Source organism: Alkalithermobacter thermoalcaliphilus JW-YL-7 = DSM 7308 (assembly GCA_001584565.1).
GTDB lineage: Bacteria > Bacillota > Clostridia > Peptostreptococcales > Peptostreptococcaceae > Alkalithermobacter > Alkalithermobacter thermoalcaliphilus.
In genome coordinates this window covers 165,918-186,874 of sequence record LSFY01000001.1, presented here as the reverse complement: position 1 = coordinate 186,874, position 20,957 = coordinate 165,918, and the positions used below count along the sequence as shown (strand labels likewise).

The following is a 20,957-nucleotide window of genomic DNA, read 5'->3' as shown; positions in this document are numbered from 1 at the left end:
ACTATATCAGCCTACAAACTCGTCTATTAATATATACCTATAACAATAATTTCACCCATAGTCGAGAAATTTACGGTTTCTCGGTAGAGACTTTCGGACCATATTACCGAAGTTATATGAGCGAATAATTTTAAAATTTATGTTATTAAATTTATCAAAAGCTTTTCTACTTGTCAACAGTAATATAAAAAAATTGTAGGATATTGCGTTAATCGCCTTTAGATAACGTTTTTATATACTTACTTATTTCATGATTTATTTCATCGTATACTACTCTTATGGGTATATTAAAATTTTTGCTTATTTCTTTGCACTGTTCATATTCTGGTGTATATTTTAGTATCCTACCATCATAGTATGCTACTTTGATAAATATATTACCAAATTTTGATTTAACTTTTATGTTTCTTCTTTCAAGGACCATCCTACTAAGCTTTTTGTACCTTACTCCAAACGTAGTAGTTTGTTTTAATATTTCTGTGCATATATTGTTTAAATCTTTTTCTATGCATAAAACTGAAAGTTTTACGGCAGGTCTATTTTTTTTCATATATATACTCTGGGTATATACATCTAAAGCTCCTATTTCAAATAGTTTTTCATATAAATATGAAAATATTTCACCATTCATATCATCTATATTAGCTTCAACTTCATAGACTATATTTTCTTTTTTTTTATACCTTTTATAACTCTTAACATATTTGGAATTTCAAGTTTTCTTTTTCCCATTCCATACCCTACTGAATCTATTTCAAAATCAATCTCATCTATAAATTCATCTACTAAAGTCTTTAGTATAGCAGCTCCTGTTGGAGTTGTAATTTCCCCTTTTATGCTATTTAGTTTAACATTCATTCCTCTTAATATTTCTAAAGTAGCAGGTGCTGGAACAGGCATAATTCCATGATCACACTTTACAAATCCACTTCCTAAAGGGATAACAGATGAATATATTTTATCTGGTTTTATCATATCTATAAGTATTGCACATCCAACTATATCTACTATCGAATCTGTAGCCCCAACTTCATGAAAATGCACTTTATCTATTGTAGTACCATGTACCTTCGCTTCTCCTATTGCAACATTCATAAATATATCTTTTGCTATATTCTTAGCATTATCACTTATATCTGAGCTATCTATAATTTTATATATGTCATTTAAATGCCTATGATGATGGTGATCATCGTGATTATGATTGTGCTTTAATACTACATTTACGTCAGTTCCTTGTATTCCACTTTCTTTTTTGGATGTTATAACTATTTCATATTCATCATTAATATTTAATTTTGAAAGCTCACGCAAAAATTCATCTTTATCAATACCAAGATCTAAAAGTGCTCCAAGCGTCATATCTCCAGAAATCCCTGAACTACATTGAAAATATAATATTTTTTCCATAATACCCCTCCTAAAGTTTATTTATCATACTCGCAAGATAACCCGCTCCAAATCCGTTATCTATATTTACAACTGATATTCCTGATGCACAGCTATTTAACATAGTTAAAAGTGAAGATAATCCTTTAAAATTAGCACCATATCCAACTGATGTTGGAACTGCTATAACCGGAACATCAACAAGTCCTCCTACAACACTAGGCAGTGCCCCTTCCATTCCAGCTACTGCTATTATAACTCTAGCAGACATAATTTTGTCCATATTATTAAAAAGTCTATGTATTCCAGCAACACCTACATCGTAAATTTTTTCCACATCATTACCTAAAAACTCTGCTGTATGGTAAGCTTCTTCAGCAACTGGTATATCACAAGTACCACCAGTAAGTACTAATATTTTTCCTTTTCCCACTTTTTCAATTTTTTTATTCTCTATTTTTATAATTCTAGCAAGCTCTTCATATTGTATACTTGGATATATATTTTTTAGATAATCATATGTTTCTTTTTTTATTCTAGTAGCAAGTATGTTACTTCCTTTTTCCATCATTTTTTCTATTATTCCAGCTATTTGCTCATCTGTTTTTCCTTCTCCATAGATAACCTCAGGATACCCATTTCTTATACTTCTATGATGGTCTACTTTTGCATAGCCTATATCTTCAAAAGGAAGAGTTTTTAATTTAGATAAAGCAGTATCTATATCTAAATGTCCTTGTTTTACACTAATAAGAATTTCTTTTAAATCCATGATATCACCTCTATGATATAGCATTTACTTGATTTTACACTACCTAGTTAGCTTTTTCAACAAAACAAAGTATTTGAAAAATTAACTTCTTTTGATATTTTCTTAAAATTATGATATAAATAAATTATACATAAAAATTTTATTATTTGTTAGGGTGGAGGTGTATTTTATGAATATTAATATAATTGGAGTTCCTTTGTTTTATGGATGCGATAAACAAGGTCCTCAGTATGCTCCAGATAAACTTAGAGAGAATAATTTAATTGATATTTTACAAAAACATAATCATAAAGTATTTGACTTAGGAAACATACATGTACCTAGTGCAGATTCTGATAGCAAATTTTTGTATCACAGAAATATGAAATATGTTAATTCAATAGTTACAGTTAATACAAACCTTGCTCATTTAGTAAATATTTCGATAAACAATAATGATTTTCCTCTTATAATAGGTGGAGACCATAGCTTAAGTATAGGAAGCATTGCAGGAGTTAGTAAAGCATTTAAAAATATTGCTGTTATATGGTTAGATGCTCATGCAGATATTAACACTCATGAAACAAGCCCTAGTGGAAATGTTCACGGTATGCCACTTGGAGCGTCTATGGGAATAGGTCATGAGGATCTTACAAACTTATATTATAAGGAAACTAAGGTCCGTCCTGAAAACGTTTTTATATTAGGAGCTAGAGATATAGACTCTGGAGAAATCGATTTAATAAAAGAAAAGAATATAAATGTATATTCTCCAGAAAAAATGCGTAAAATCGGAATAGAAAATCTAGTTGACTTTATATTGGACAAACTTAAAGAAAGTGATGTAGATGCTATTCACCTAAGCTTTGATATGGACTTTATAGATTCAAGCTATGTTCCTGGAACTGGAACTCCTGTTAACAATGGATTTAATGTAGATGAGACAAAACTTCTTCTTAGAAAATTAGCTCAAACTGGTATGATAAAGTCTATGGATTTTGTTGAACTTAATACTCTTTTAGATGAAAATGATAAAACTTTAAATTTAGCTATTGAAATTTTAGATTCAGTTTTTGAATGCATAAAATAAGGAGACCACAATGGTCTCCTTTTATTACATCATTGGCATTCCGCCGCCCATTCCTCCTGGCATTGGAGCTTCTTTTTCTGGAAGATCTGCAACAGCAGCTTCAGTAGTTAAGAATACTCCACCTACTGATGCAGCATTTTGAAGAGCCGATCTTGTAACTTTAGTTGGGTCTACTATACCTGCTTCTATCATATTTACATAAGTTTCATTTAATGCATCAAATCCTATTTCTGGATCAGAGTTTTTAACTTTCTCTACTATAACAGCTCCTTCAAGTCCACAGTTTGCTGCTATTTGTTTTAAAGGTTCTTCTAGAGCTTTTCTTACTATCATAGCTCCAGTTTTAACTTCTCCTTCTAAAGTTTCAATTAAAGATTCTACTGCTGGTATTACACTTACAAGTGCAGTTCCTCCACCAGCTACTATACCTTCTTCTACTGCAGCTCTAGTAGCATTTAGAGCGTCTTCTATTCTTAATTTTCTTTCTTTTAATTCTGTTTCTGTTGCAGCTCCAACTTTAATTACAGCTACACCACCTGCAAGTTTTGCAAGTCTTTCTTGTAATTTTTCTTTGTCAAAGTCAGAAGTAGTTTCTTCGATTTGTCTTTTAATTTGATTTACTCTATCTTTAATATCTTGAGGATTTCCAGCTCCGTCTACTATTATAGTATTTTCTTTTGTAACTTTAACAGTTTCAGCTCTACCTAGTAAGCTTAAATCTGCTTCTTTAAGGTCATATCCTAATTCTTCAGAAATTACTTGACCACCAGTTAAGATAGCTATATCTTTAAGCATTTCTTTTCTTCTATCTCCAAATCCTGGAGCTTTAACAGCAACAACTTCAAATGTTCCTCTTAATTTGTTAACAACAAGTGTTGCTAAAGCTTCTCCTTCTACGTCATCAGCTATGATAAGTAATTTTCTTCCTTGTTGTACTATTTGCTCAAGTATTGGAAGTATATCTTGTATATTAGATATTTTCTTGTCTGTAATTAGTATATATGGATCGTTTAATACAGCTTCCATTTTCTCAACATCAGTTACCATATATGGTGAAAGGTATCCTCTATCAAACTGCATACCTTCAACAGTATCAAGCTCTGTTCCCATTGATTTAGATTCTTCAACAGTTATAACTCCGTCTTTACCTACTTTTTCCATAGCATCTGCTATTAATTGTCCTACTTCCTCATCCGCTGCTGATATTGATGCAACTTGAGCTATAGCTTCTTTGCTTTCAACAGTTCTTGATATTTTCTTTAACTCATCAACTGCAACATCTACAGCTTTTTGAATACCTTTTCTAAGTAACATAGGATTAGCTCCAGCTGCTACGTTCTTTAATCCTTCTCTTATGATAGCTTGAGCTAAAACTGTAGCTGTAGTAGTTCCATCTCCTGCTACATCATTAGTTTTAGTAGCTACTTCTTTAACAAGTTGAGCTCCCATATTTTCATATCTATCTTCAAGCTCTATCTCCTTAGCTATAGTAACACCGTCATTTGTTATAAGTGGAGAACCGAATTTTTTATCTAATATAACGTTTCTTCCTTTTGGTCCAAGAGTAACCTTTACAGCATCAGCTAATTTGTTAACTCCATTTTCTAAAGCACGTCTTGCATCTTCAGAGAATCTAATTTCCTTAGCCATCTTAACCCCTCCTTATGTTTTATATTTTTATTTATTCTACAACCGCTAAAATATCATTTTGTCTTAATATAGTGTATTCTTGTCCATCTATCTTAACTTCAGTTCCTGCATATTTAGAGAATATTACTCTATCTCCTACTTTAACTTCCATTTTTATTTCTTTTCCTTCAACTATTCCACCTGGTCCTACCTCAATTACTTCTGCTATTTGAGGTTGCTCTTTAGCACTTCCTGGTAAAACTATTCCACTTTTAGTTTTTTCTTCTGCTTCTAGTTTTTTAATAACCACTCTGTCAGCTAACGGCTTTATCTTCATTCTTACCCCTCCTTATGTATATTATATATTTAAAATTTAGTGTATTCATCTCATTTATTAGCACTCATTTTTACCGAGTGCTAATTACAATTATATATTATACAATATTTTTATTTTTTGCAAGATATTTTTTTAATATTTTTTAAAATTTTTCATGTAGCTAAACATACTTTTATATAGTGTCCAAATAAATATAGTTTTATTCTAAAAGTACATAATTTCCTATGTGTTATCAAAAAAAAGAGCAAAAATTTGCTCTTATAATATAGGTGATAAAAGCCTTGATGAAGATTCTTTTATCTTTTGAGTTATAGGCCTATTCATATATTCATTTAAAGTTATTTCTCTACATTCTTTTATATCTTCGTTAAAGTCTCTTAAAAGCTCACTAGTTACTTGTCTATCATATATAAATGCATTTATTTCAAAATTTAACATAAAACTTCTAAGATCCATATTTGCAGTTCCTACAGAAGATATGTCATCATCTATTATAAGTGTTTTGCAATGTAAAAATCCATTTTCATATAGATATACTTTTCCGCCTGCTTTTAGTATTTCGCTAAAATAAGATAAAGAAGCCCAATAAACTACCTTATGATCTGGATTTGCAGGAAACATAATTTTTACATCTACACCACTTAATGCCGCAGTTTTTAATGCCATAAGAATACTTTCATCAGGTATAAAGTATGGAGTTTGTATATATATTCTCTTTTTAGCCTGACATATAGCAGTAAAATATGCTTTATGTATAGCTTCCCAGTCTGAGTCTGGCCCACTAGAAACTACTTGAACTATATTTTCTCCACAAAAACTAAGCTTTGGAAAATATTTTTTATCTAGTAGTAATTTTCTACTAGAGAAATACCAGTCAAATAAAAACGTAAGCTGCATCATATATACAGCTTCTCCTTGTATTTTTATATGGGTATCTCTCCAAAAACCTATTTTTTTATCTTTTCCTAAATATTCATCTCCAATGTTTATACCTCCTATATATCCTATTTTTCCATCTATAACTACTATTTTTCTATGATTTCTATAGTTTATTTTCTTGTTTAGAAACGGAAATAAAGATGGTAAAAATGGATATATATTTATGCCTTCTTTTCTCATTTCATTAAAAAAGTTTTTGTTAAACCATAACCTCCACGAACCAACATCATCATATAAAATTCTAATTTCTACTCCTTCTTTAGCTTTTTGTATAAGTACATCTTTTATTTGTCTTCCTATTTGAGAATCTTTTATTATGTAATATTCCATATGTATATGATCTTTAGCTGATTTTAGGTCATTTATAAGTTCAGTAAATTTGTTTTGTCCATTTGTAAGGATTTTTATTTCGTTGTTTAACGTAAATGGAGATCTTCCTGTGTTTAGTAGCAAATTCATTATCCTCTTTTTTGTAAATGAGTTTTCATCGTCAAATATTAAATTGTCTGTTATTGCACTTTTTTGTACTGAAACTAAATTTTCAAACTCTTTTATGCTCTTAAATGCATTAGATGATTCTATTTCATTTAACAATTTTTGAGTTTTGAATATTTTCTTTTTTCTTATGTTTTGGCCAAATAAAAGATATATTACAAATCCTATAATAGGAAATAATATAAGTACTAAAAGCCATGCTATAGTTTTTGAAGGGTCTCTATTTTCTAAAAAAATTATAATAGATACAGCTATAACTGATATTGTAAATATTATCCCGAGTGCCCCAAAGAAAGAGTTAAATAAATTCATGATCTCCTCCTACTACTTGTTCCTATTCCTAATTCTCTTGCATAGTAAAACAAATACTGCTGAGCAAATCCTGATAATTCCTTAAATTTTTCTATTCCATACTGTCTTATTTTTGGTAAGCTCATATCCTCATTTAAATAAAACTCTTTCATAACTCTTTGTACCCAAACATCTACCGGAAATACATCATACTTTTGCATTGAAAAGAGCATAATACAATCGGCAACTTTAGGTCCTACTCCTGGAAACATCATAAGATGACTTTTACACATATTTGTATCTACATTTTTTAGATTATATATGTTAATTTGTTTGCTAAATACTATATAACTAGTATCCTTTATATATGTAGCTCTATATCCTGTTGAAGCTTTTTCAATTTCTTCAACAGAAAGTGAGTTCATTTTTTCTATTGTTGGAAATGAGTAGTATTTTTTACCATTGAACTCTCCTATTTCCTCTCCATAATATGTAGATAAATTGTCTATAGCTTTTTTTATCATAGGAATTCTGTTGTTTGCTGATATTATAAAAGATATTATTGTTTCCCATGGATCCTGATTTAATATTCTTATTCCATATCCGAACTTTACAGCTTCATCAAGGTAATTGTCTTTCTTTCTTAAAATTTCCTTTATTCTTGAATAGTCTCTGTCTAAATCAAAATAATTGTGCCATATATTTTCAAAGTCATATATATTTGTGTTATTAAAATATATTGTATTTTCTTCTTTTTTTACATTAAGTATTTTTCCAAACGCAACTATAGTATAAGAATCATCATTTTCTTTAGTCCATCTAAAACACTGTCCACATTCAAATATATGCTTTGGTTCAAAATCTTTTAAACCATCAATTATTACTTTATTTTTATCATTATATATTTTCATAAAATCAATCCTTTCTACCTAGCTACTAGTTTTAATTTACCCAAATTTTATTATTTTAAGCTAGGTAGAGTATCTTTATTAAAATACAAATGTCATTCCTATAAGAACTTGATTGTTTAATATATCTTCATTTATACCTGTTATATTAAAGTCATTACTTAATAGAAAGTTTATAGCAGGATAGTTTTTAGAATCTATTTCTGCATATACCCCTTTAGCATTTACATATCTTGCATATCCTTTAGAAGATTTTAATAGTTTTTTACCTACTTTATCTCTTCTTTTGTCTTCTCTTACCCACAGATTCATAATAACTGCCATATTAGAATTTTCCTCAAATCCTAATTGTATAAATCCTATAATTTCACCTTTTTGCTCTATTACATTTATGTGTATTTCTTTTAAGTATTTATCTTTCGTTTGTAATTTTAAGTTTCTTTTGAATCTATTTTCTAAGTCATTTAATTTTAAAGTAAAGTGTATATTGTTGTTTTCTATCCATTTTGTAAGTAAAAACTCTTTGTCGCTTTCATAATAATAATCTATATTTTCTATTAAGTTATACTCTTTTTCTTCTAGTCTTCTTATAATCATTTTATCACTCCTTTAATATTAATTAAAAACAAAAAGGTCTCCTATTTGTGAAAAATAGGAGATCCCTCTAGTAGAAGCTAAGCTCCTACTTTAGACAACGAATCCTTGAGTCTCTCTGGATGTACAGGCTTTATTATAAAATCCGTAGCACCATTTTTTATTGATTCTATTATTTTATCGTGTTGACCTATATCTGATATCATTATAACCTTAGCATTTTTATTTATTTTCTTTATCTCTTTAAGAGCTTCTATTCCGTTCATCTTAGGCATTGTTATATCCATAGTAACTAAGTCAGGCTTTAACTGAATATACTTTTCTATAGCTTCTTTTCCGTTGCTAGCTTCCCCCACAACCTCGTATCCTAGCTTTTTTATATTATCCATCAAAAAGTTCCTCATAAAAGTGGCGTCATCTACGATCAATACTCTCATTGTTTCCCGCCTTTCATAGTTATTACTACTGATATTCTACCATCATTCTTGTAAAATTTCAATGTATGTTTTATCTGTCTTGTATATATTTACAAGATAGCTTTACTAAGTTTTTTGTAGAATTAACTCTATTTTTCTGATAAACTATTGTACGTAATTATACTTTTAGGAGCTGATCAACTTGAAAAAAGGTATATTCATATCAATAGAAGGTCCTATAGGTGTAGGCAAAACTACACTAACTAATATATTAACATCTCATTTTAATGCTACAAGTTTAATGGAGATAGTAGAAGAAAATCCATTTTTATCTCAATTTTATAAAAATATAAAAGAGTATGCTCTTCAAACAGAAGCATTTTTTTTCTTTAATAGAGTAAAACAGTTAGAAGATATAGAGAAGGTTTTAAAAAAAGGACAAATTGTAGTAAGCGACTATAATATAATCAAAAACTTAATATTTGCTGGACTTACTTTAAACAAAAGACAGTTTTATAAATATAAACAAGTTTACGATATATTCGTAAGTGGTCTTCCTCAGTCTGATATTATAATATATTTAACCTCTGATACAGATACTCTAATGAAAAAAATTTCTCTTAGAGATAGAAGTTTTGAAAGGCAGATGAATAGATCTTATATAGATAACTTAAGAGAAGAATATGAGTATTATTTTAACGAAAGATCTATAAAGCACTACTTTGGCGAAAAAACTCCTAGAATAATAAAAGTAGACAATACCTATCTAGATTTTATAAATAATGAAAATGATAGACAATTTATAATAAATAAAGTACAAAACGAAATTGAATTATTAGGAGGAAAATAATGTTAAATCTTGTTACTCACCCTGAATACACTAAATCAGAAAATAAAGGAAATCTTTTTATAACTGTTGCAGGAAATGTAGGGGCAGGTAAGTCTACACTTACAAGAATGCTTGGGGAAAAATTAAATTTTAAGACACATTTTGAAAAAGTAGACACAAACCCTTACTTAGATGATTTTTATACTGATCAAGAAAAATGGGGTTTTCACCTTCAGCTTTACTTTCTAGCTCAAAGATTCAAACAGCAAAAAGAAATATCTTTAAATGGATTTGATAATATACAAGATAGAAGTATATATGAAGATGTAGAGATATTTGCAAAATCTCTTTACGAAAACGGAAAAATGTCTCAAAGAGATTTTGAAACTTATTCTGAACTTTTCTACGATATGGTTCCATATCTTAAAAGGCCTGATCTTATGATATATTTAACTGGATCTATAGATTCTATAATACATAGAATAAATTTAAGAGGAAGAGATATGGAAAAGAGAGTTTCAAGAGATTACTGGGAAAATCTTCATAGAAGATATGATAAGTGGATAAAAAATTATAAAGAATCTCCTGTTCTTTATGTTAATATAGATGAAATTGATATTATAGAAAATCCTCATCATTTAGATATAATAGCTGATAAAGTTTCAGATATACTTAAACTTAATAAAGCTATCTGAAAACACTAAAAAATAAAGTGTGTAAACTCAAAAGTAATGATAATTAAGACCTCAAAAAATCATTACTCCGAAAGAGAGTACACACTTTTTATATTAAAACAAGAATAAAATTTTAATAAACCTAATGCAAGAATACAACATTAAATCTACAAGAAATATAACAACTAATATTTACACAATACGGTTGAGTTATAATATAGCGTATCTCCGCATTGCATTATAAGGTTTTTATCATAGTAGTATTTTACGACTTTTTTCCATAACGGCTTACCTGAGGCAGATCCTAATGGATAAAACGTTTCTTGTTTGTAGTATAAATTAGAATATCCACCATTAAGCACTAGTGTTGCAATTCCTGCTAATGAACCGGCTACTAAAGTTGCACCTGTAATTACTCCGCTTAGAGCTCCTACAATAGCTGCATGTGTTGCCTACTAAATCCTAAATGCCCTGTACTTCCATGACTAAAATAATAAGTTGAATCTGTAGGATGAAGTCTTCTTGATTGCATTCTCATATATCCTACTTCTATTGTTTCTTCCATAACTACTTCCGTAAACGTAGTGTTATGTGTGATGTTATAAATTTCAGCTAAAATCACTTTACCTCCAATATCATTTTTTTCTGATTTGAAGGTAGTAATTAACTCTTCTATTAATTTTAATTCTCTATATTCCTTAATATATTTTTTTGTATATACTACATTGTTTTTGAACTCTTCATAGTAATATACCTGTTCGCCATTTTCAAATTTCTCATACTCCATTATAAATCCATTATTAATTTCAATTAGTTTGCCATTATTCATTTCGATATAGTTGCTCTTTACTACATCTATAGCATAAGAATGTGTTAAATTAATATTTCCTAAGATAATAGCTACCATTAACAGTAACAATACAGTTTTTCTATTTTTAAACTTCATAAGTTTATCCCCCCTAGACATACTATCTATTATGAAAAAGTTTTATCAATACAATCATAATCACTAACACATAGTTACCTTGATTGAGTTCTTGAATTTCATGATGCTTACTTACATACTTCATAAATATATTTAATTCTCTATCATATTTACTATTGCTATCTTCAAGTTCTGATAAGAAGTTGTCATAATTTTTTCTATGTCTCATGACACTTATTCTGCATACTATGCTAGAAAGTATTATTATAGCAGTTATAGACAAGACTGTATTATCAATCATAATCTTCCCCCTTTCATTATCTATTGACAATGCTTTTATTGTTAATGATAATACCACAAATTTGTTAAATGTTCAACAAAAGAAAGCCCTTTCGATTACAAAAGGACTTTCTCCTAACTTTATCTACTTCCTGGCTTTACAATTGGAATATTATCCTTACAAAGCTTGCAATCTGACTCATCAAAAGTTTCTATATCAAGCTTTATCGCACTATATATAGGCATTCCTATATCAGTGCTACTTCTATCTATAATGCATGCTACCCCTATAACTTCTCCTCCCATACTTTCTATAGCTTCCTTTGTTTCAAGGGTTGACTTTCCTGTTGTTACTACATCTTCAGTTATAAGTACTTTAGCTCCTTTTTTTATCTCAAATCCCCTTCTTATTTTCATTACTCCATCTTCTCTTTCTGCAAATATAGACTCTTTACCTAGTTGTCTTCCAAGTTCATACGAAACTAGTATTCCACCCATTGCTGGTCCAACTAATATATCTATATTAATATCCTTTATTTTATCTGCAACAACTTTAAGCACCTTTTCTGCTTTATCTGGATATCTAAGTATCTTAGCACACTGAACATATCTATTGCTGTGCTTTCCTGATGATAATAAAAAGTGTCCTTCAAGTAATGCCCCACATTCTTTTAATATATTTTCCATAGTATCTCCTCCTAAATTATTCCTCTTATTTCATCTAGTGATTTTATGTTTTCTTTTTCCATGTAATCCTTTATTCCATTTATTATGTCAATACCTATCCTAGGATTTATAAAGTTTGCAGTTCCAACCTGAATACAAGTAGCCCCCACCATTATAAACTCTAAAGCATCCTTATAATTTGTTATACCACCCATTCCCATCACAGGTATTGATACATTTTTACAAACTTGATGAACCATTCTAAGAGCTATAGGCTTTATACAAGGCCCCGAAAGTCCAGCATATATATTGTCAAATATAGCCTTTCTTTTGTCTATATTTATGGCCATTGCCATAAATGTATTTACTAAAGATACTCCATCTGCTCCTTCTTCCTCACACATTAGTGCCATATCTACTATATTTTCTGCATTAGGAGATAGCTTTACTATCAAAGGAACATTGCAAATATCTCTTGCTTTTCTAACTACCTGCCTTGCAATATCAGTTTTTATTCCAAATGCTATACCACCTTGTTTTACATTTGGACAAGATATATTTAGCTCTATTGCATCTACATCATTTTTACAGGCTATTTCTACACTTTCTATATATTCATCTATAGTAGATCCCCCTATGTTTACAATACTTACAAGGTCAAGTGATTTTAAGTAATCATTATACTCTTTTATAAATTTATCCATACCTGGATTTTCAAGTCCTACACTGTTTAGCATGCCTGATGATGTCTCCCAAACTCTAATCCCACTATTTCCATCTCTTTTATTAAGAGTTATTCCTTTTGTGCATATACCTCCAAGCTTTTGAATATCATATATTCTTTCATACTCTTTTCCAAATCCAAATGTACCAGATGCCATAACAACAGGGTTTTTAAAGTTTAGTTTTCCAAATTTGACACTTAAGTTAGTCATCAAATATCACCTCATCTCCTAAAAAAACCGGACCATCTAAACACGTCCTTTTATTTCCAGATTTTGTCTTGCATGTGCATACTAAACAACCCCCAACTCCACAAGCCATTCTTTTTTCTATAGATACATATACTTTTGTTTTTTTACCTTTTGCCATGTCTACTATCTTTTTCATCATAGGCATAGGTCCACAAGTCATTATATAATCATACTCTGATACATCTAATATATCTGTTATATTCTTACCTACTGTAACATAAAAGGTATCTGCTAAATATCTATACTCATCTAAAAGTATAGTTTCTTTGCTAAATCCCATATATATATCCACATTTTTCAAAGTCTTAGCTGCAAGATACAAAGGTGCTACTCCCATTCCTCCCCCAACTAGAGCTATTTTGCCTTCAACTTTTGGAAATGTATTACCGTAAGGTCCTTCTAACTTAATAGTATCGTTACACTTTAGTTTGCTTAGTATTTTTGTTCCTTTACCAACTACCTTGTATAAAAAGCTTATATAATCATCTCCTATATCATGTATACTTATCGGTCTTGAAAGAAGTGGATATTCATCCCAAGCTCTTAACATATAAAACTGTCCCATACTTCCTTCAAATTTTCCTTCTACTTTAAGAAGGTACATACCTTCTCCAATATATTCATTAGAAATTACTTTAGCCATTTTAGTATGTCCCCCCTCATATTTATAACTTCCTTTCTAGAAAATTCACTAAAGTTTACTCCTTCTTCTTTGCCCTTGTGAGCTGTTATTATTCCTCTTGAAGAATTTACAACTCCACTTATATTTTTACCGAGAAGATTTGATATATCTTTAGCACTCCCCCCTTGTGCTCCATATCCAGGTATTAAAAAGAACATATTATCGAATCTATTCTTTATATTTATCATTTCATCAAAATGTGTTCCTCCAACAACAGCACCTATAGAGCTAAATCCACTTTCTCCTATATATTCACTTGACCAACTAGTTATTTTTTCTCCAACCTTAACATATAGCTTTTCATCGTCTACTTTAAGCTCTTGAAAATCTTTTGACCCTTCATTTGATGTTTTCATCAAAACAAAGATTCCTTTATTTTTGTTTTTTACATATTCAAGATATGGAGTTATGCTATCTTGACCCATATATGGATTTAATGTTATAAAATCCGATTCAAAATCCCCCTCAAAGTGAGCTTTTGCATACATCTTTGCACTTGATGATATATCAGATCTTTTTACATCTGCTATTGAAATGCCTTTTAGTGATTTTATATATTTTAAAGTCTTGCTATATGCTAAAAGTCCCTGTATTCCTAATGCTTCATAACATGCTATTTGTAATTTATAACAGGAGCATACATCAATAGTAGCGTCTATTATACTTTTGTTAAATTCAAATATCTTATCTTCTATTGATTTTGTGCTATTTAATATATATTCTGGAATATATTCAAGTCTAGTATCTAGTCCTACACATACAGGACCTTTTTTTATCACGTTTTCATAAAGTCTATCTATTATCATAAAGAATCTCCCCGCCTTTTATAGTCATTTTTACTTTTCCACATACCTCATAACCATCAAATGGATTATTTTTCCCTTTAGATATAAAACTGTTTACATCTATCGTGTACTTTTCATGTAAATCAACTAGTACTAAGTCAGCTTTATACCCTTCACTTATAACTCCTGAATTTAACCCTAGTATTTTTGCTGGATTATAAGACATCATTTCAATTAATTTATTTATAGGTATTCCATTATCCTTAAACACCTTATATACCATAGAAAAAGCTACCTCTATATTTGATATTCCCGGTGCATTATTTTTTTTATCTTCCATACTGTGTGGCGCATGATCAGTTGCTATGACATCTATATAGCCATCTTTTATTCCTTGTATTAATGCACTTACATCTTCTGTAGTTGCAAAGCTAGGATTAACCTTATAATCTAAGTTGCTCTTAAATATATGGTGAGGTGTCACCTCACAAGTAAACTTTATATTCTTATCCTTAAACTCTTTTATAGTATCTAATGTACTTTTTAGACTTATATGGCATATATGAAGGTTTCCACCTGTATTTTCTAAAATTTCAAGATCTCTCCTTACTATCTCACTTTCAGGGTCACAGTGAGTTAGTATCTTAAAGTTCATATCCTTTGACAATTTAAGAGCTTTCTTCATAATATCTTCATTTTCTATTGTTTTTCCATCGTCAGAAAATAGCTTAGTGTGTTTTACCATCTTATCAAAATCTACAGTTTCTACTCCATCTAAGTTTTTAGTTACAGAGCTTACTTGTATAACATCGCACAGGTTAAGCCTTTTTACTTTTTCATTTATAAGATTTATTACTTTTTCGTTATCACAAACAGGATTTGTGTTAGCCATTGCACAAAGAGTTGTATATCCACCTTTTAATGCTGCCTTTTGACCACTTTCTAAATCCTCTTTGTATTCATATCCTGGAGTTCTAAGATGAGTATGCATATCTATAAATGAAGGAATTAGTGTTAGCCCTTTAGCATCTATACTTTTATATTTTGATATTATATTTTTATCAATCCTTGATATTTTTCCATTTTCTATCAAGATATCTGAGATTATATTTTTACTTACATCCATTATATTTGCATTTTTTATTAATAAGTTCATATTTTAACCCCCAAAAGCTTTATTATAAGGGCCATTCTTGCAAACATTCCAAATCTTACTTGCTCAAAATATACGCTTCTTTTGTCTTTATCTATATCTGGTGATATTTCATTTACTCTAGGAAGTGGATGCATTATAATCATATCTTCTTTTGCATATTTGAGTTTAGATTCTGTTAATACATAACTATCTTTTAAGTCAAAATATTCTTTTTCACTACGAAATCTTTCTCTTTGAATTCTAGTCATATAAAGTATATCTACTTCTTTTAAAGCTTCATCAAGATTTGAAATTTCTTTAAACGAATTAGGGTCTAAATCTCTTTTTATATATTCAGGGATTTTTAATTCAGGCGGGGATACAAATATTAATTTATTATTTTCATACCTTTTAATAGCATCTACTAAAGAATGAACTGTTCTTCCATACTTTAGATCTCCACAAATTGCTATTTTATGGTTTGAAAGATCCTTTTTTAGTGATTTTATAGTGAGTAAATCTGTAAGAGTTTGAGTTGGATGAAGGTGTGATCCATCTCCTGCGTTTATCACAGGAATTGAAGAATATTGTGAAGCAAGTTTTGAAGCTCCTTCTTTAAAGTGTCTTATAACTACTATATCAGCATAACTTGAAATAGTTCTTATTGTATCTTCAAGACTTTCTCCTTTTGCAACTGAAGAAGCATTTGGATCTGAAAAACCTATTACACTTCCTCCTAATCTAATCATTGCTGCTTCAAAACTAAGTCTTGTTCTAGTTGAAGGCTCATAAAATAACGTTGCTAAAATTTTACCTTTGCAAGCATTATTATATTTTTCTGGATTGTTCATTATTTCTTTAGATAAATCTAATATTTCTTTTATCTCATCTAAAGAAAACTCTTTTAGATCAATTAAATGCTTTCCTTTTAACATTTTATTTCCTCCTTTTTAGCCTCACTGGACTATTTTAAAAGACAAAAAACCTTCCTACATTTAGGCGTAGGAAGGCATACATATCCCTAGTATTATTTAACAACCTTCCTAGCCTCTCTGGACTAGCTTAAAGATAACATTTCTTCATAAAATAATATCATTTAATCTACATAGTGTCAACGTATTTTTGTTCGACAATAAGAAGTATATTTTTATATTTTCACACATATTTCCCGAGAAATAATTTGTTATTTGACCTTATTTGTCACTAACTAGGTGCGACCCTTGCATTAAAAAGTTTAATACAAGTTTTGCTTCTTCTTCATTTTCTACTTCAACTACAATATCATTAGGATTTTCATTAACTATATACATAGCTCCTATTATTGATTTTGCATTTACTGAGTATTCTCCAGATTTAAGATATACTTTTCCCTTTAGTTTAGATACAAATTCTACAAATCTATTTATATCTTCTACTTTTATGAAAGTAACTTTCATATAATCATCTCCTTTATATTATTTTTCAATTATATGATACACATAATTTGTTAAATCTAAACACAAAAAGAGAACCCCAAATGGGATTCTCTGAATAATTTTTTAGTATATTCCTTGTGCCATCATTGCTTCTGCAACTTTTTTGAATCCAGCTATGTTTGCTCCTGCAACTAGGTTGTAGCCAAATCCATACTCTTGTGCAGCTTCCATAGCATTTTTATGAATGTTTACCATTATTTGATGTAACTTAGCATCTACTTCTTCTCTAGTCCAAGCAAGTCTCATGCTGTTTTGAGACATTTCAAGAGCAGAAGTTGCAACTCCACCAGCGTTAGCAGCTTTAGCAGGTCCTACTATAACTCCATTAGCTAAGAAGTATTCTATAGCTTCATTAGTACATGGCATGTTAGCTCCTTCAGCTATATACTTAACTCCATTAGCAACCATTTGTTTAGCATGTTCTAAAGTAATGTCGTTTTGGATTGCACATGGCATTGCTATATCAACTTTAACATTCCATGGCTTTTCTCCTGGGAAGAACTCAACGCCGTATTTATCTGCATAGTCTTTAACTCTAGCACCTTTATTTTCTTTTAACATTTCAACTAAGTAATCTATTTTCTCACCAGTTACTCCTTCTGGATCATAAATATATCCATCTGGTCCTGAAAGTGTAACTACTTTTCCACCTAACTCAGCAACTTTTTGGCATGCTCCCCAAGCAACGTTACCAAATCCAGAAACAGCTACTGTCTTACCTTCAAAAGTTTCACCATTATGTTTAAGCATTTCATTACAGAAGTAAACAACTCCAAATCCTGTAGCTTCCGGTCTAATTAAACTTCCCCCATAAGATAATCCTTTTCCAGTAAGAACTCCGTTTTCAAATGCTCCTCTTATTCTTCTATAGTGTCCATACATATATCCTATTTCTCTAGCTCCAACTCCTATATCTCCAGCTGGAACGTCTACATCTGGTCCTATATGTCTATAAAGTTCTGTCATAAAGCTTTCACAGAATCTCATTATTTCAGCATCAGATTTTCCTCTTGGATCAAAGTCAGATCCACCTTTTCCTCCACCTATTGGAAGTCCAGTTAAAGAGTTTTTGAATATCTGCTCAAATCCTAAGAATTTGATTATTCCTGAGTAAACAGTTGGATGGAATCTAATTCCTCCTTTGTAAGGTCCAATAGCTCCATTGAATTGAACTCTCATACCACGGTTTACTTGTACATTTCCTTGATCATCAACCCAAGGTACTTTGAATGTTATCATTCTTTCAGGTTCAACCATTCTTTCTAAAAGATTAGCTTTTATATACTCTGGATGTTTTTCTAACACTGGAACTAAAGAATGAAGAACTTCCTCAACAGCTTGAATAAATTCTGGTTCTGAAGCATTTCTTTCTTTTACTTTGTTTATAACTTTTTCTATGTACTCCTTAGGACTTAAAACTTGATTTGTCATATTAGGAAAGCCCCCTTTTTATATTATATTTGTAGAAATTTGTTTTAATTTGTTGAAAACATTTTCCCGTTCCCTAGTTAGATTATAACATGCAAATTTTATATTTGTAAATATACTTTACGAATTATTTATCAAAGTATATTCTAACTACTGTTATATCAATTGATATTACATTTATAAGAGTCATCTTTTCTAAGGCTGTAAATATATCTTGTTGCATTTGTCTACACAATGGATATATCTTAGTATAATTTATTCCTATCTTTAAAGATACTTTTATTCCATTATTAAAATGAGTTATATTCAATGTATAATTTTTTAAATATTCTGTAAACTTTGTTATTTCGTAGTCAATTATCTGTGATATAGCTTTTTGTGAAATGAAGTATTTTCCTAAATAGCTAAATGTAGGTCTTACTAGTGTTTTTTCAAACTCCTTTTCTTGACTATCTCTATTTTTAAACAAAAGTTTTATAGGATTTCTAAATAATCCCGAAAAATGTCTTTTCACCTCAAATGTAGGAACAGGTACAATATGTATTCCCTGCTCTATTCTCATCTTTCTTGCAATATTTATTTCTTCTTCAGTTGCTATATCATATATGCTTATTTCTTTGTATACTTTTCCAAGCTCAAGTCTTTTACAAATCTTATCTATCATTTTTCTTGATGTTCCTATTACTAAAATCTTTTTTATGTTCTCACTTTTTATTGCTAGCTTTACTTTGTTTCTATGAGATAAATCCTCAAATATTGCTCTTTTTACAGCTTCCATCTTAGTAGGTGCATTTTTTGCAGAAATTCCAACTACTATTTTATTTTTATATATAAGTATACCATCATCTATTATGTAATCTATATCATTTTCATAAGCTACCTTTAATGCTCTATAGCTTTTTCCTGTTCCACTTGGTCCTACTAAAGAATATACTTTCATAAATTCTACCTCTCTAATTTTTTTATACTACATAGGAAAGTTATAATTTGCGTAATGTGCTTTAAATATTTCAAAGAAAGACTTTTTTCTTAATATTATATATTAAACAAAAGAAAAGGAAATTATGATTTTTAAAAATCATAATTTCCTTAACTGTTATTTTTCGAATAAATGTCTTGTGTTATTTGCTATTTTAACAAGAGCAAGCATTAAAGGTACTTCAACTAATACTCCAACTACTGTTGCTAAAGTTGCTCCTGATTGAAGACCAAATAAAGATATAGCAACTGCTACTGCAAGTTCAAAGAAGTTACTTGCCCCTATCATAGCTCCAGGTGCTGCTATGTTGTGAGGTAATTTCCAAACCTTAGCCCATCCGTATGCTATAAAGAATATAAAGAAGGTTTGAACAATAAGAGGCACTGCTATTAAAACTATATGAATAGGATTATTTAATATTACTTCTCCTTGGAAAGAGAAAATTATAATTAATGTAAGTAAAAGCCCTATTACAGTTACATTATCAAATTTTTTCAAAAACACATTTTCAAAATAATCTAATCCTTTTTTATCTATTATATATTTTCTTGATAAATATCCTCCTAAAAGTGGAACTACTATAAATAATACAACAGAAAGTAAAAGTGTATCATAAGGTACTACAACATTAGTTACTCCAAGTAAAATTGCAACTATAGGAGTGAATGCAAAGAGTAGTATAAGATCATTTACAGCAACTTGAACTAAAGTATATGCAGGATCCCCTTTTGTTAAGTGACTCCAAACAAATACCATCGCTGTACAAGGAGCTGCTCCAAGCAAAACTGCTCCAGCTAAATAATCAGATGCTAAATCTGATGGTATAAGTCCTTTGAATACAATTTTTAAGAAAAATGCTGCTATTAAATACATAGTAAAAGGCTTTATAAGCCAGTTTGTAACACATGTTACTGTAAGGCCCTTTGGTTTTTTAGTTGCCTCAACTATACTTGTAAAATCAATCTTAAGCATCATCGGATAAATCATAAGCCATATAAGTATTGCTACTGGAATAGATACTTTTGCATATTCAAATTTACTAAGAGTTTGTGGAAACTGTGGGAATAGTTGACCTATAGCTACCCCAACTATTATACATATAGTGACCCAAACTGTTAGATACCTTCCAAAGAAATCCAATCCAGCAGTTTTTTTAGTTTCGTTTACCATTTTACCACCGTTACAGAAAACTTATAAAACTTTATAAAGTTCTTGTCAAACCTTATAAAAGTTTACGTTTCCTTCCTTGTTCATCGTGTCCAGTTTCGAAAAATCTACTCCTGTTTA

The 20,957-nt window shown here is 29.8% G+C and carries 22 protein-coding genes, 1 pseudogene and 1 riboswitch; of the genes and pseudogenes, 3 read left to right on the top strand and 20 right to left on the bottom strand.

Features of this window, described 5'->3' with window-relative positions; genetic code table 11:
• Positions 1–38: 38 nt before the first annotated feature.
• Positions 39–140: riboswitch (purine riboswitch) on the bottom strand.
• 68 nt (positions 141–208) lie between these two features.
• Positions 209–1,413: pseudogene (larC, locus tag JWYL7_RS10960) on the bottom strand (nickel pincer cofactor biosynthesis protein LarC).
• 7 nt (positions 1,414–1,420) lie between these two features.
• A complete protein-coding gene (larB, locus tag JWYL7_RS01160) occupies positions 1,421–2,161 on the bottom strand; it encodes a nickel pincer cofactor biosynthesis protein LarB (protein ID WP_066067715.1) in 741 nt (246 codons plus the stop codon).
• Between the two features lie 169 nt (positions 2,162–2,330).
• Here larB and rocF point away from each other — a divergent pair, with 169 nt between their 5' ends.
• Positions 2,331–3,230 carry an arginase gene (rocF, locus tag JWYL7_RS01155; RefSeq protein WP_066067712.1) on the top strand — a complete coding sequence of 300 codons (900 nt, stop codon included), beginning with the start codon at positions 2,331–2,333 and terminating at the stop codon, positions 3,228–3,230.
• Between the two features lie 24 nt (positions 3,231–3,254).
• On the opposite strand, the gene groL is transcribed toward rocF, so the two are convergent.
• The 6 genes from groL to JWYL7_RS01125 form a co-directional block, all read right to left on the bottom strand.
• Positions 3,255–4,880, bottom strand: coding sequence for a chaperonin GroEL (groL, locus tag JWYL7_RS01150; RefSeq protein WP_066067709.1), 1,626 nt, complete (start codon positions 4,878–4,880; stop codon positions 3,255–3,257).
• 31 nt (positions 4,881–4,911) lie between these two features.
• Entirely contained in the window at positions 4,912–5,196 is a 285-nt protein-coding gene (groES, locus tag JWYL7_RS01145) for a co-chaperone GroES (RefSeq protein ID WP_066067707.1), read from the bottom strand.
• 258 nt (positions 5,197–5,454) lie between these two features.
• Positions 5,455–6,942 carry a cardiolipin synthase gene (gene cls / locus JWYL7_RS01140; RefSeq protein WP_066067704.1) on the bottom strand — a complete coding sequence of 496 codons (1,488 nt, stop codon included), beginning with the start codon at positions 6,940–6,942 and terminating at the stop codon, positions 5,455–5,457.
• A complete protein-coding gene (locus tag JWYL7_RS01135; RefSeq protein ID WP_066067701.1) occupies positions 6,939–7,832 on the bottom strand; it encodes a DNA-3-methyladenine glycosylase family protein in 894 nt (297 codons plus the stop codon). Before JWYL7_RS01135 ends, cls begins: the two co-directional genes overlap by 4 nt.
• Positions 7,833–7,910: 78 nt before the next feature.
• Positions 7,911–8,426, bottom strand: coding sequence for a GNAT family N-acetyltransferase (locus JWYL7_RS01130; protein WP_066067697.1), 516 nt, complete (start codon positions 8,424–8,426; stop codon positions 7,911–7,913).
• A 77-nt stretch (positions 8,427–8,503) separates the two neighbouring features.
• Entirely contained in the window at positions 8,504–8,860 is a 357-nt protein-coding gene (locus tag JWYL7_RS01125; protein ID WP_066067694.1) for a response regulator, read from the bottom strand.
• A gap of 181 nt (positions 8,861–9,041) precedes the next feature.
• Here JWYL7_RS01125 and JWYL7_RS01120 point away from each other — a divergent pair, with 181 nt between their 5' ends.
• Both JWYL7_RS01120 and JWYL7_RS01115 read left to right on the top strand, forming a co-directional pair.
• Positions 9,042–9,689 carry a deoxynucleoside kinase gene (locus tag JWYL7_RS01120; protein ID WP_331721881.1) on the top strand — a complete coding sequence of 216 codons (648 nt, stop codon included), beginning with the start codon at positions 9,042–9,044 and terminating at the stop codon, positions 9,687–9,689.
• A complete protein-coding gene (locus tag JWYL7_RS01115; protein ID WP_066067689.1) occupies positions 9,689–10,363 on the top strand; it encodes a deoxynucleoside kinase in 675 nt (224 codons plus the stop codon). The genes JWYL7_RS01120 and JWYL7_RS01115 overlap by 1 nt, the downstream gene beginning before the upstream one ends.
• A 409-nt stretch (positions 10,364–10,772) precedes the next feature.
• On the opposite strand, the gene JWYL7_RS01110 is transcribed toward JWYL7_RS01115, so the two are convergent.
• From JWYL7_RS01110 to arsB, 12 genes are all read right to left on the bottom strand, one after another.
• Positions 10,773–11,288: a hypothetical protein gene (locus JWYL7_RS01110; RefSeq protein ID WP_066067687.1), complete on the bottom strand. Its 516-nt coding sequence runs from the start codon at positions 11,286–11,288 to the stop codon at positions 10,773–10,775.
• Between the two features lie 22 nt (positions 11,289–11,310).
• The gene (locus JWYL7_RS01105) at positions 11,311–11,568 is read right to left on the bottom strand and encodes a hypothetical protein (RefSeq protein WP_066067684.1); all 258 of its coding nucleotides are present in this window, start codon (positions 11,566–11,568) and stop codon (positions 11,311–11,313) included.
• Positions 11,569–11,687: 119 nt separating this feature from the next.
• A complete protein-coding gene (gene pyrE / locus JWYL7_RS01100) occupies positions 11,688–12,233 on the bottom strand; it encodes an orotate phosphoribosyltransferase (RefSeq protein WP_066067681.1) in 546 nt (181 codons plus the stop codon).
• 11 nt (positions 12,234–12,244) lie between these two features.
• On the bottom strand, positions 12,245–13,147 hold the full coding sequence (locus JWYL7_RS01095) for a dihydroorotate dehydrogenase (RefSeq protein WP_066067679.1): 903 nt from the start codon (positions 13,145–13,147) through the stop codon (positions 12,245–12,247).
• Positions 13,140–13,829 carry a dihydroorotate dehydrogenase electron transfer subunit gene (locus JWYL7_RS01090; protein WP_066067676.1) on the bottom strand — a complete coding sequence of 230 codons (690 nt, stop codon included), beginning with the start codon at positions 13,827–13,829 and terminating at the stop codon, positions 13,140–13,142. The genes JWYL7_RS01095 and JWYL7_RS01090 overlap by 8 nt, the downstream gene beginning before the upstream one ends.
• Positions 13,817–14,674 (bottom strand): orotidine-5'-phosphate decarboxylase, encoded by an 858-nt coding sequence (gene pyrF / locus JWYL7_RS01085; RefSeq protein WP_066067673.1) that lies wholly within the window; start codon positions 14,672–14,674, stop codon positions 13,817–13,819. The genes JWYL7_RS01090 and pyrF overlap by 13 nt, the downstream gene beginning before the upstream one ends.
• Positions 14,661–15,809 carry a dihydroorotase gene (locus tag JWYL7_RS01080; protein WP_066067670.1) on the bottom strand — a complete coding sequence of 383 codons (1,149 nt, stop codon included), beginning with the start codon at positions 15,807–15,809 and terminating at the stop codon, positions 14,661–14,663. Before JWYL7_RS01080 ends, pyrF begins: the two co-directional genes overlap by 14 nt.
• Positions 15,806–16,723, bottom strand: a complete 918-nt coding sequence (pyrB, locus tag JWYL7_RS01075) for an aspartate carbamoyltransferase (protein ID WP_066067667.1) — start codon at positions 16,721–16,723, stop codon at positions 15,806–15,808. The genes JWYL7_RS01080 and pyrB overlap by 4 nt, the downstream gene beginning before the upstream one ends.
• A 258-nt stretch (positions 16,724–16,981) precedes the next feature.
• A complete protein-coding gene (locus JWYL7_RS01070; RefSeq protein ID WP_066067664.1) occupies positions 16,982–17,224 on the bottom strand; it encodes an HPr family phosphocarrier protein in 243 nt (80 codons plus the stop codon).
• A 102-nt stretch (positions 17,225–17,326) separates the two neighbouring features.
• Entirely contained in the window at positions 17,327–18,694 is a 1,368-nt protein-coding gene (gene gdhA / locus JWYL7_RS01065) for an NADP-specific glutamate dehydrogenase (protein ID WP_066067661.1), read from the bottom strand.
• A gap of 124 nt (positions 18,695–18,818) precedes the next feature.
• The gene (locus tag JWYL7_RS01060) at positions 18,819–19,631 is read right to left on the bottom strand and encodes an Asp23/Gls24 family envelope stress response protein (protein WP_066067659.1); all 813 of its coding nucleotides are present in this window, start codon (positions 19,629–19,631) and stop codon (positions 18,819–18,821) included.
• 156 nt (positions 19,632–19,787) lie between these two features.
• Entirely contained in the window at positions 19,788–20,840 is a 1,053-nt protein-coding gene (arsB, locus tag JWYL7_RS01055) for an ACR3 family arsenite efflux transporter (RefSeq protein ID WP_066067656.1), read from the bottom strand.
• Positions 20,841–20,957: the final 117 nt, after the last annotated feature.

Coding starts and splice junctions, on each gene's coding strand:
- larB (WP_066067715.1), bottom strand. CDS start 2,161: ATGGATTTAAAAGAAATTCTTATTAGTGTAAAACAAGGACATTTAGAT.
- rocF (WP_066067712.1), top strand. CDS start 2,331: ATGAATATTAATATAATTGGAGTTCCTTTGTTTTATGGATGCGATAAA.
- groL (WP_066067709.1), bottom strand. CDS start 4,880: ATGGCTAAGGAAATTAGATTCTCTGAAGATGCAAGACGTGCTTTAGAA.
- groES (WP_066067707.1), bottom strand. CDS start 5,196: ATGAAGATAAAGCCGTTAGCTGACAGAGTGGTTATTAAAAAACTAGAA.
- cls (WP_066067704.1), bottom strand. CDS start 6,942: ATGAATTTATTTAACTCTTTCTTTGGGGCACTCGGGATAATATTTACA.
- JWYL7_RS01135 (WP_066067701.1), bottom strand. CDS start 7,832: ATGAAAATATATAATGATAAAAATAAAGTAATAATTGATGGTTTAAAA.
- JWYL7_RS01130 (WP_066067697.1), bottom strand. CDS start 8,426: ATGATTATAAGAAGACTAGAAGAAAAAGAGTATAACTTAATAGAAAAT.
- JWYL7_RS01125 (WP_066067694.1), bottom strand. CDS start 8,860: ATGAGAGTATTGATCGTAGATGACGCCACTTTTATGAGGAACTTTTTG.
- JWYL7_RS01115 (WP_066067689.1), top strand. CDS start 9,689: ATGTTAAATCTTGTTACTCACCCTGAATACACTAAATCAGAAAATAAA.
- JWYL7_RS01110 (WP_066067687.1), bottom strand. CDS start 11,288: ATGAAGTTTAAAAATAGAAAAACTGTATTGTTACTGTTAATGGTAGCT.
- JWYL7_RS01105 (WP_066067684.1), bottom strand. CDS start 11,568: ATGATTGATAATACAGTCTTGTCTATAACTGCTATAATAATACTTTCT.
- pyrE (WP_066067681.1), bottom strand. CDS start 12,233: ATGGAAAATATATTAAAAGAATGTGGGGCATTACTTGAAGGACACTTT.
- JWYL7_RS01095 (WP_066067679.1), bottom strand. CDS start 13,147: ATGACTAACTTAAGTGTCAAATTTGGAAAACTAAACTTTAAAAACCCT.
- JWYL7_RS01090 (WP_066067676.1), bottom strand. CDS start 13,829: ATGGCTAAAGTAATTTCTAATGAATATATTGGAGAAGGTATGTACCTT.
- pyrF (WP_066067673.1), bottom strand. CDS start 14,674: ATGATAATAGATAGACTTTATGAAAACGTGATAAAAAAAGGTCCTGTA.
- JWYL7_RS01080 (WP_066067670.1), bottom strand. CDS start 15,809: ATGAACTTATTAATAAAAAATGCAAATATAATGGATGTAAGTAAAAAT.
- pyrB (WP_066067667.1), bottom strand. CDS start 16,723: ATGTTAAAAGGAAAGCATTTAATTGATCTAAAAGAGTTTTCTTTAGAT.
- JWYL7_RS01070 (WP_066067664.1), bottom strand. CDS start 17,224: ATGAAAGTTACTTTCATAAAAGTAGAAGATATAAATAGATTTGTAGAA.
- gdhA (WP_066067661.1), bottom strand. CDS start 18,694: ATGACAAATCAAGTTTTAAGTCCTAAGGAGTACATAGAAAAAGTTATA.
- JWYL7_RS01060 (WP_066067659.1), bottom strand. CDS start 19,631: ATGAAAGTATATTCTTTAGTAGGACCAAGTGGAACAGGAAAAAGCTAT.
- arsB (WP_066067656.1), bottom strand. CDS start 20,840: ATGGTAAACGAAACTAAAAAAACTGCTGGATTGGATTTCTTTGGAAGG.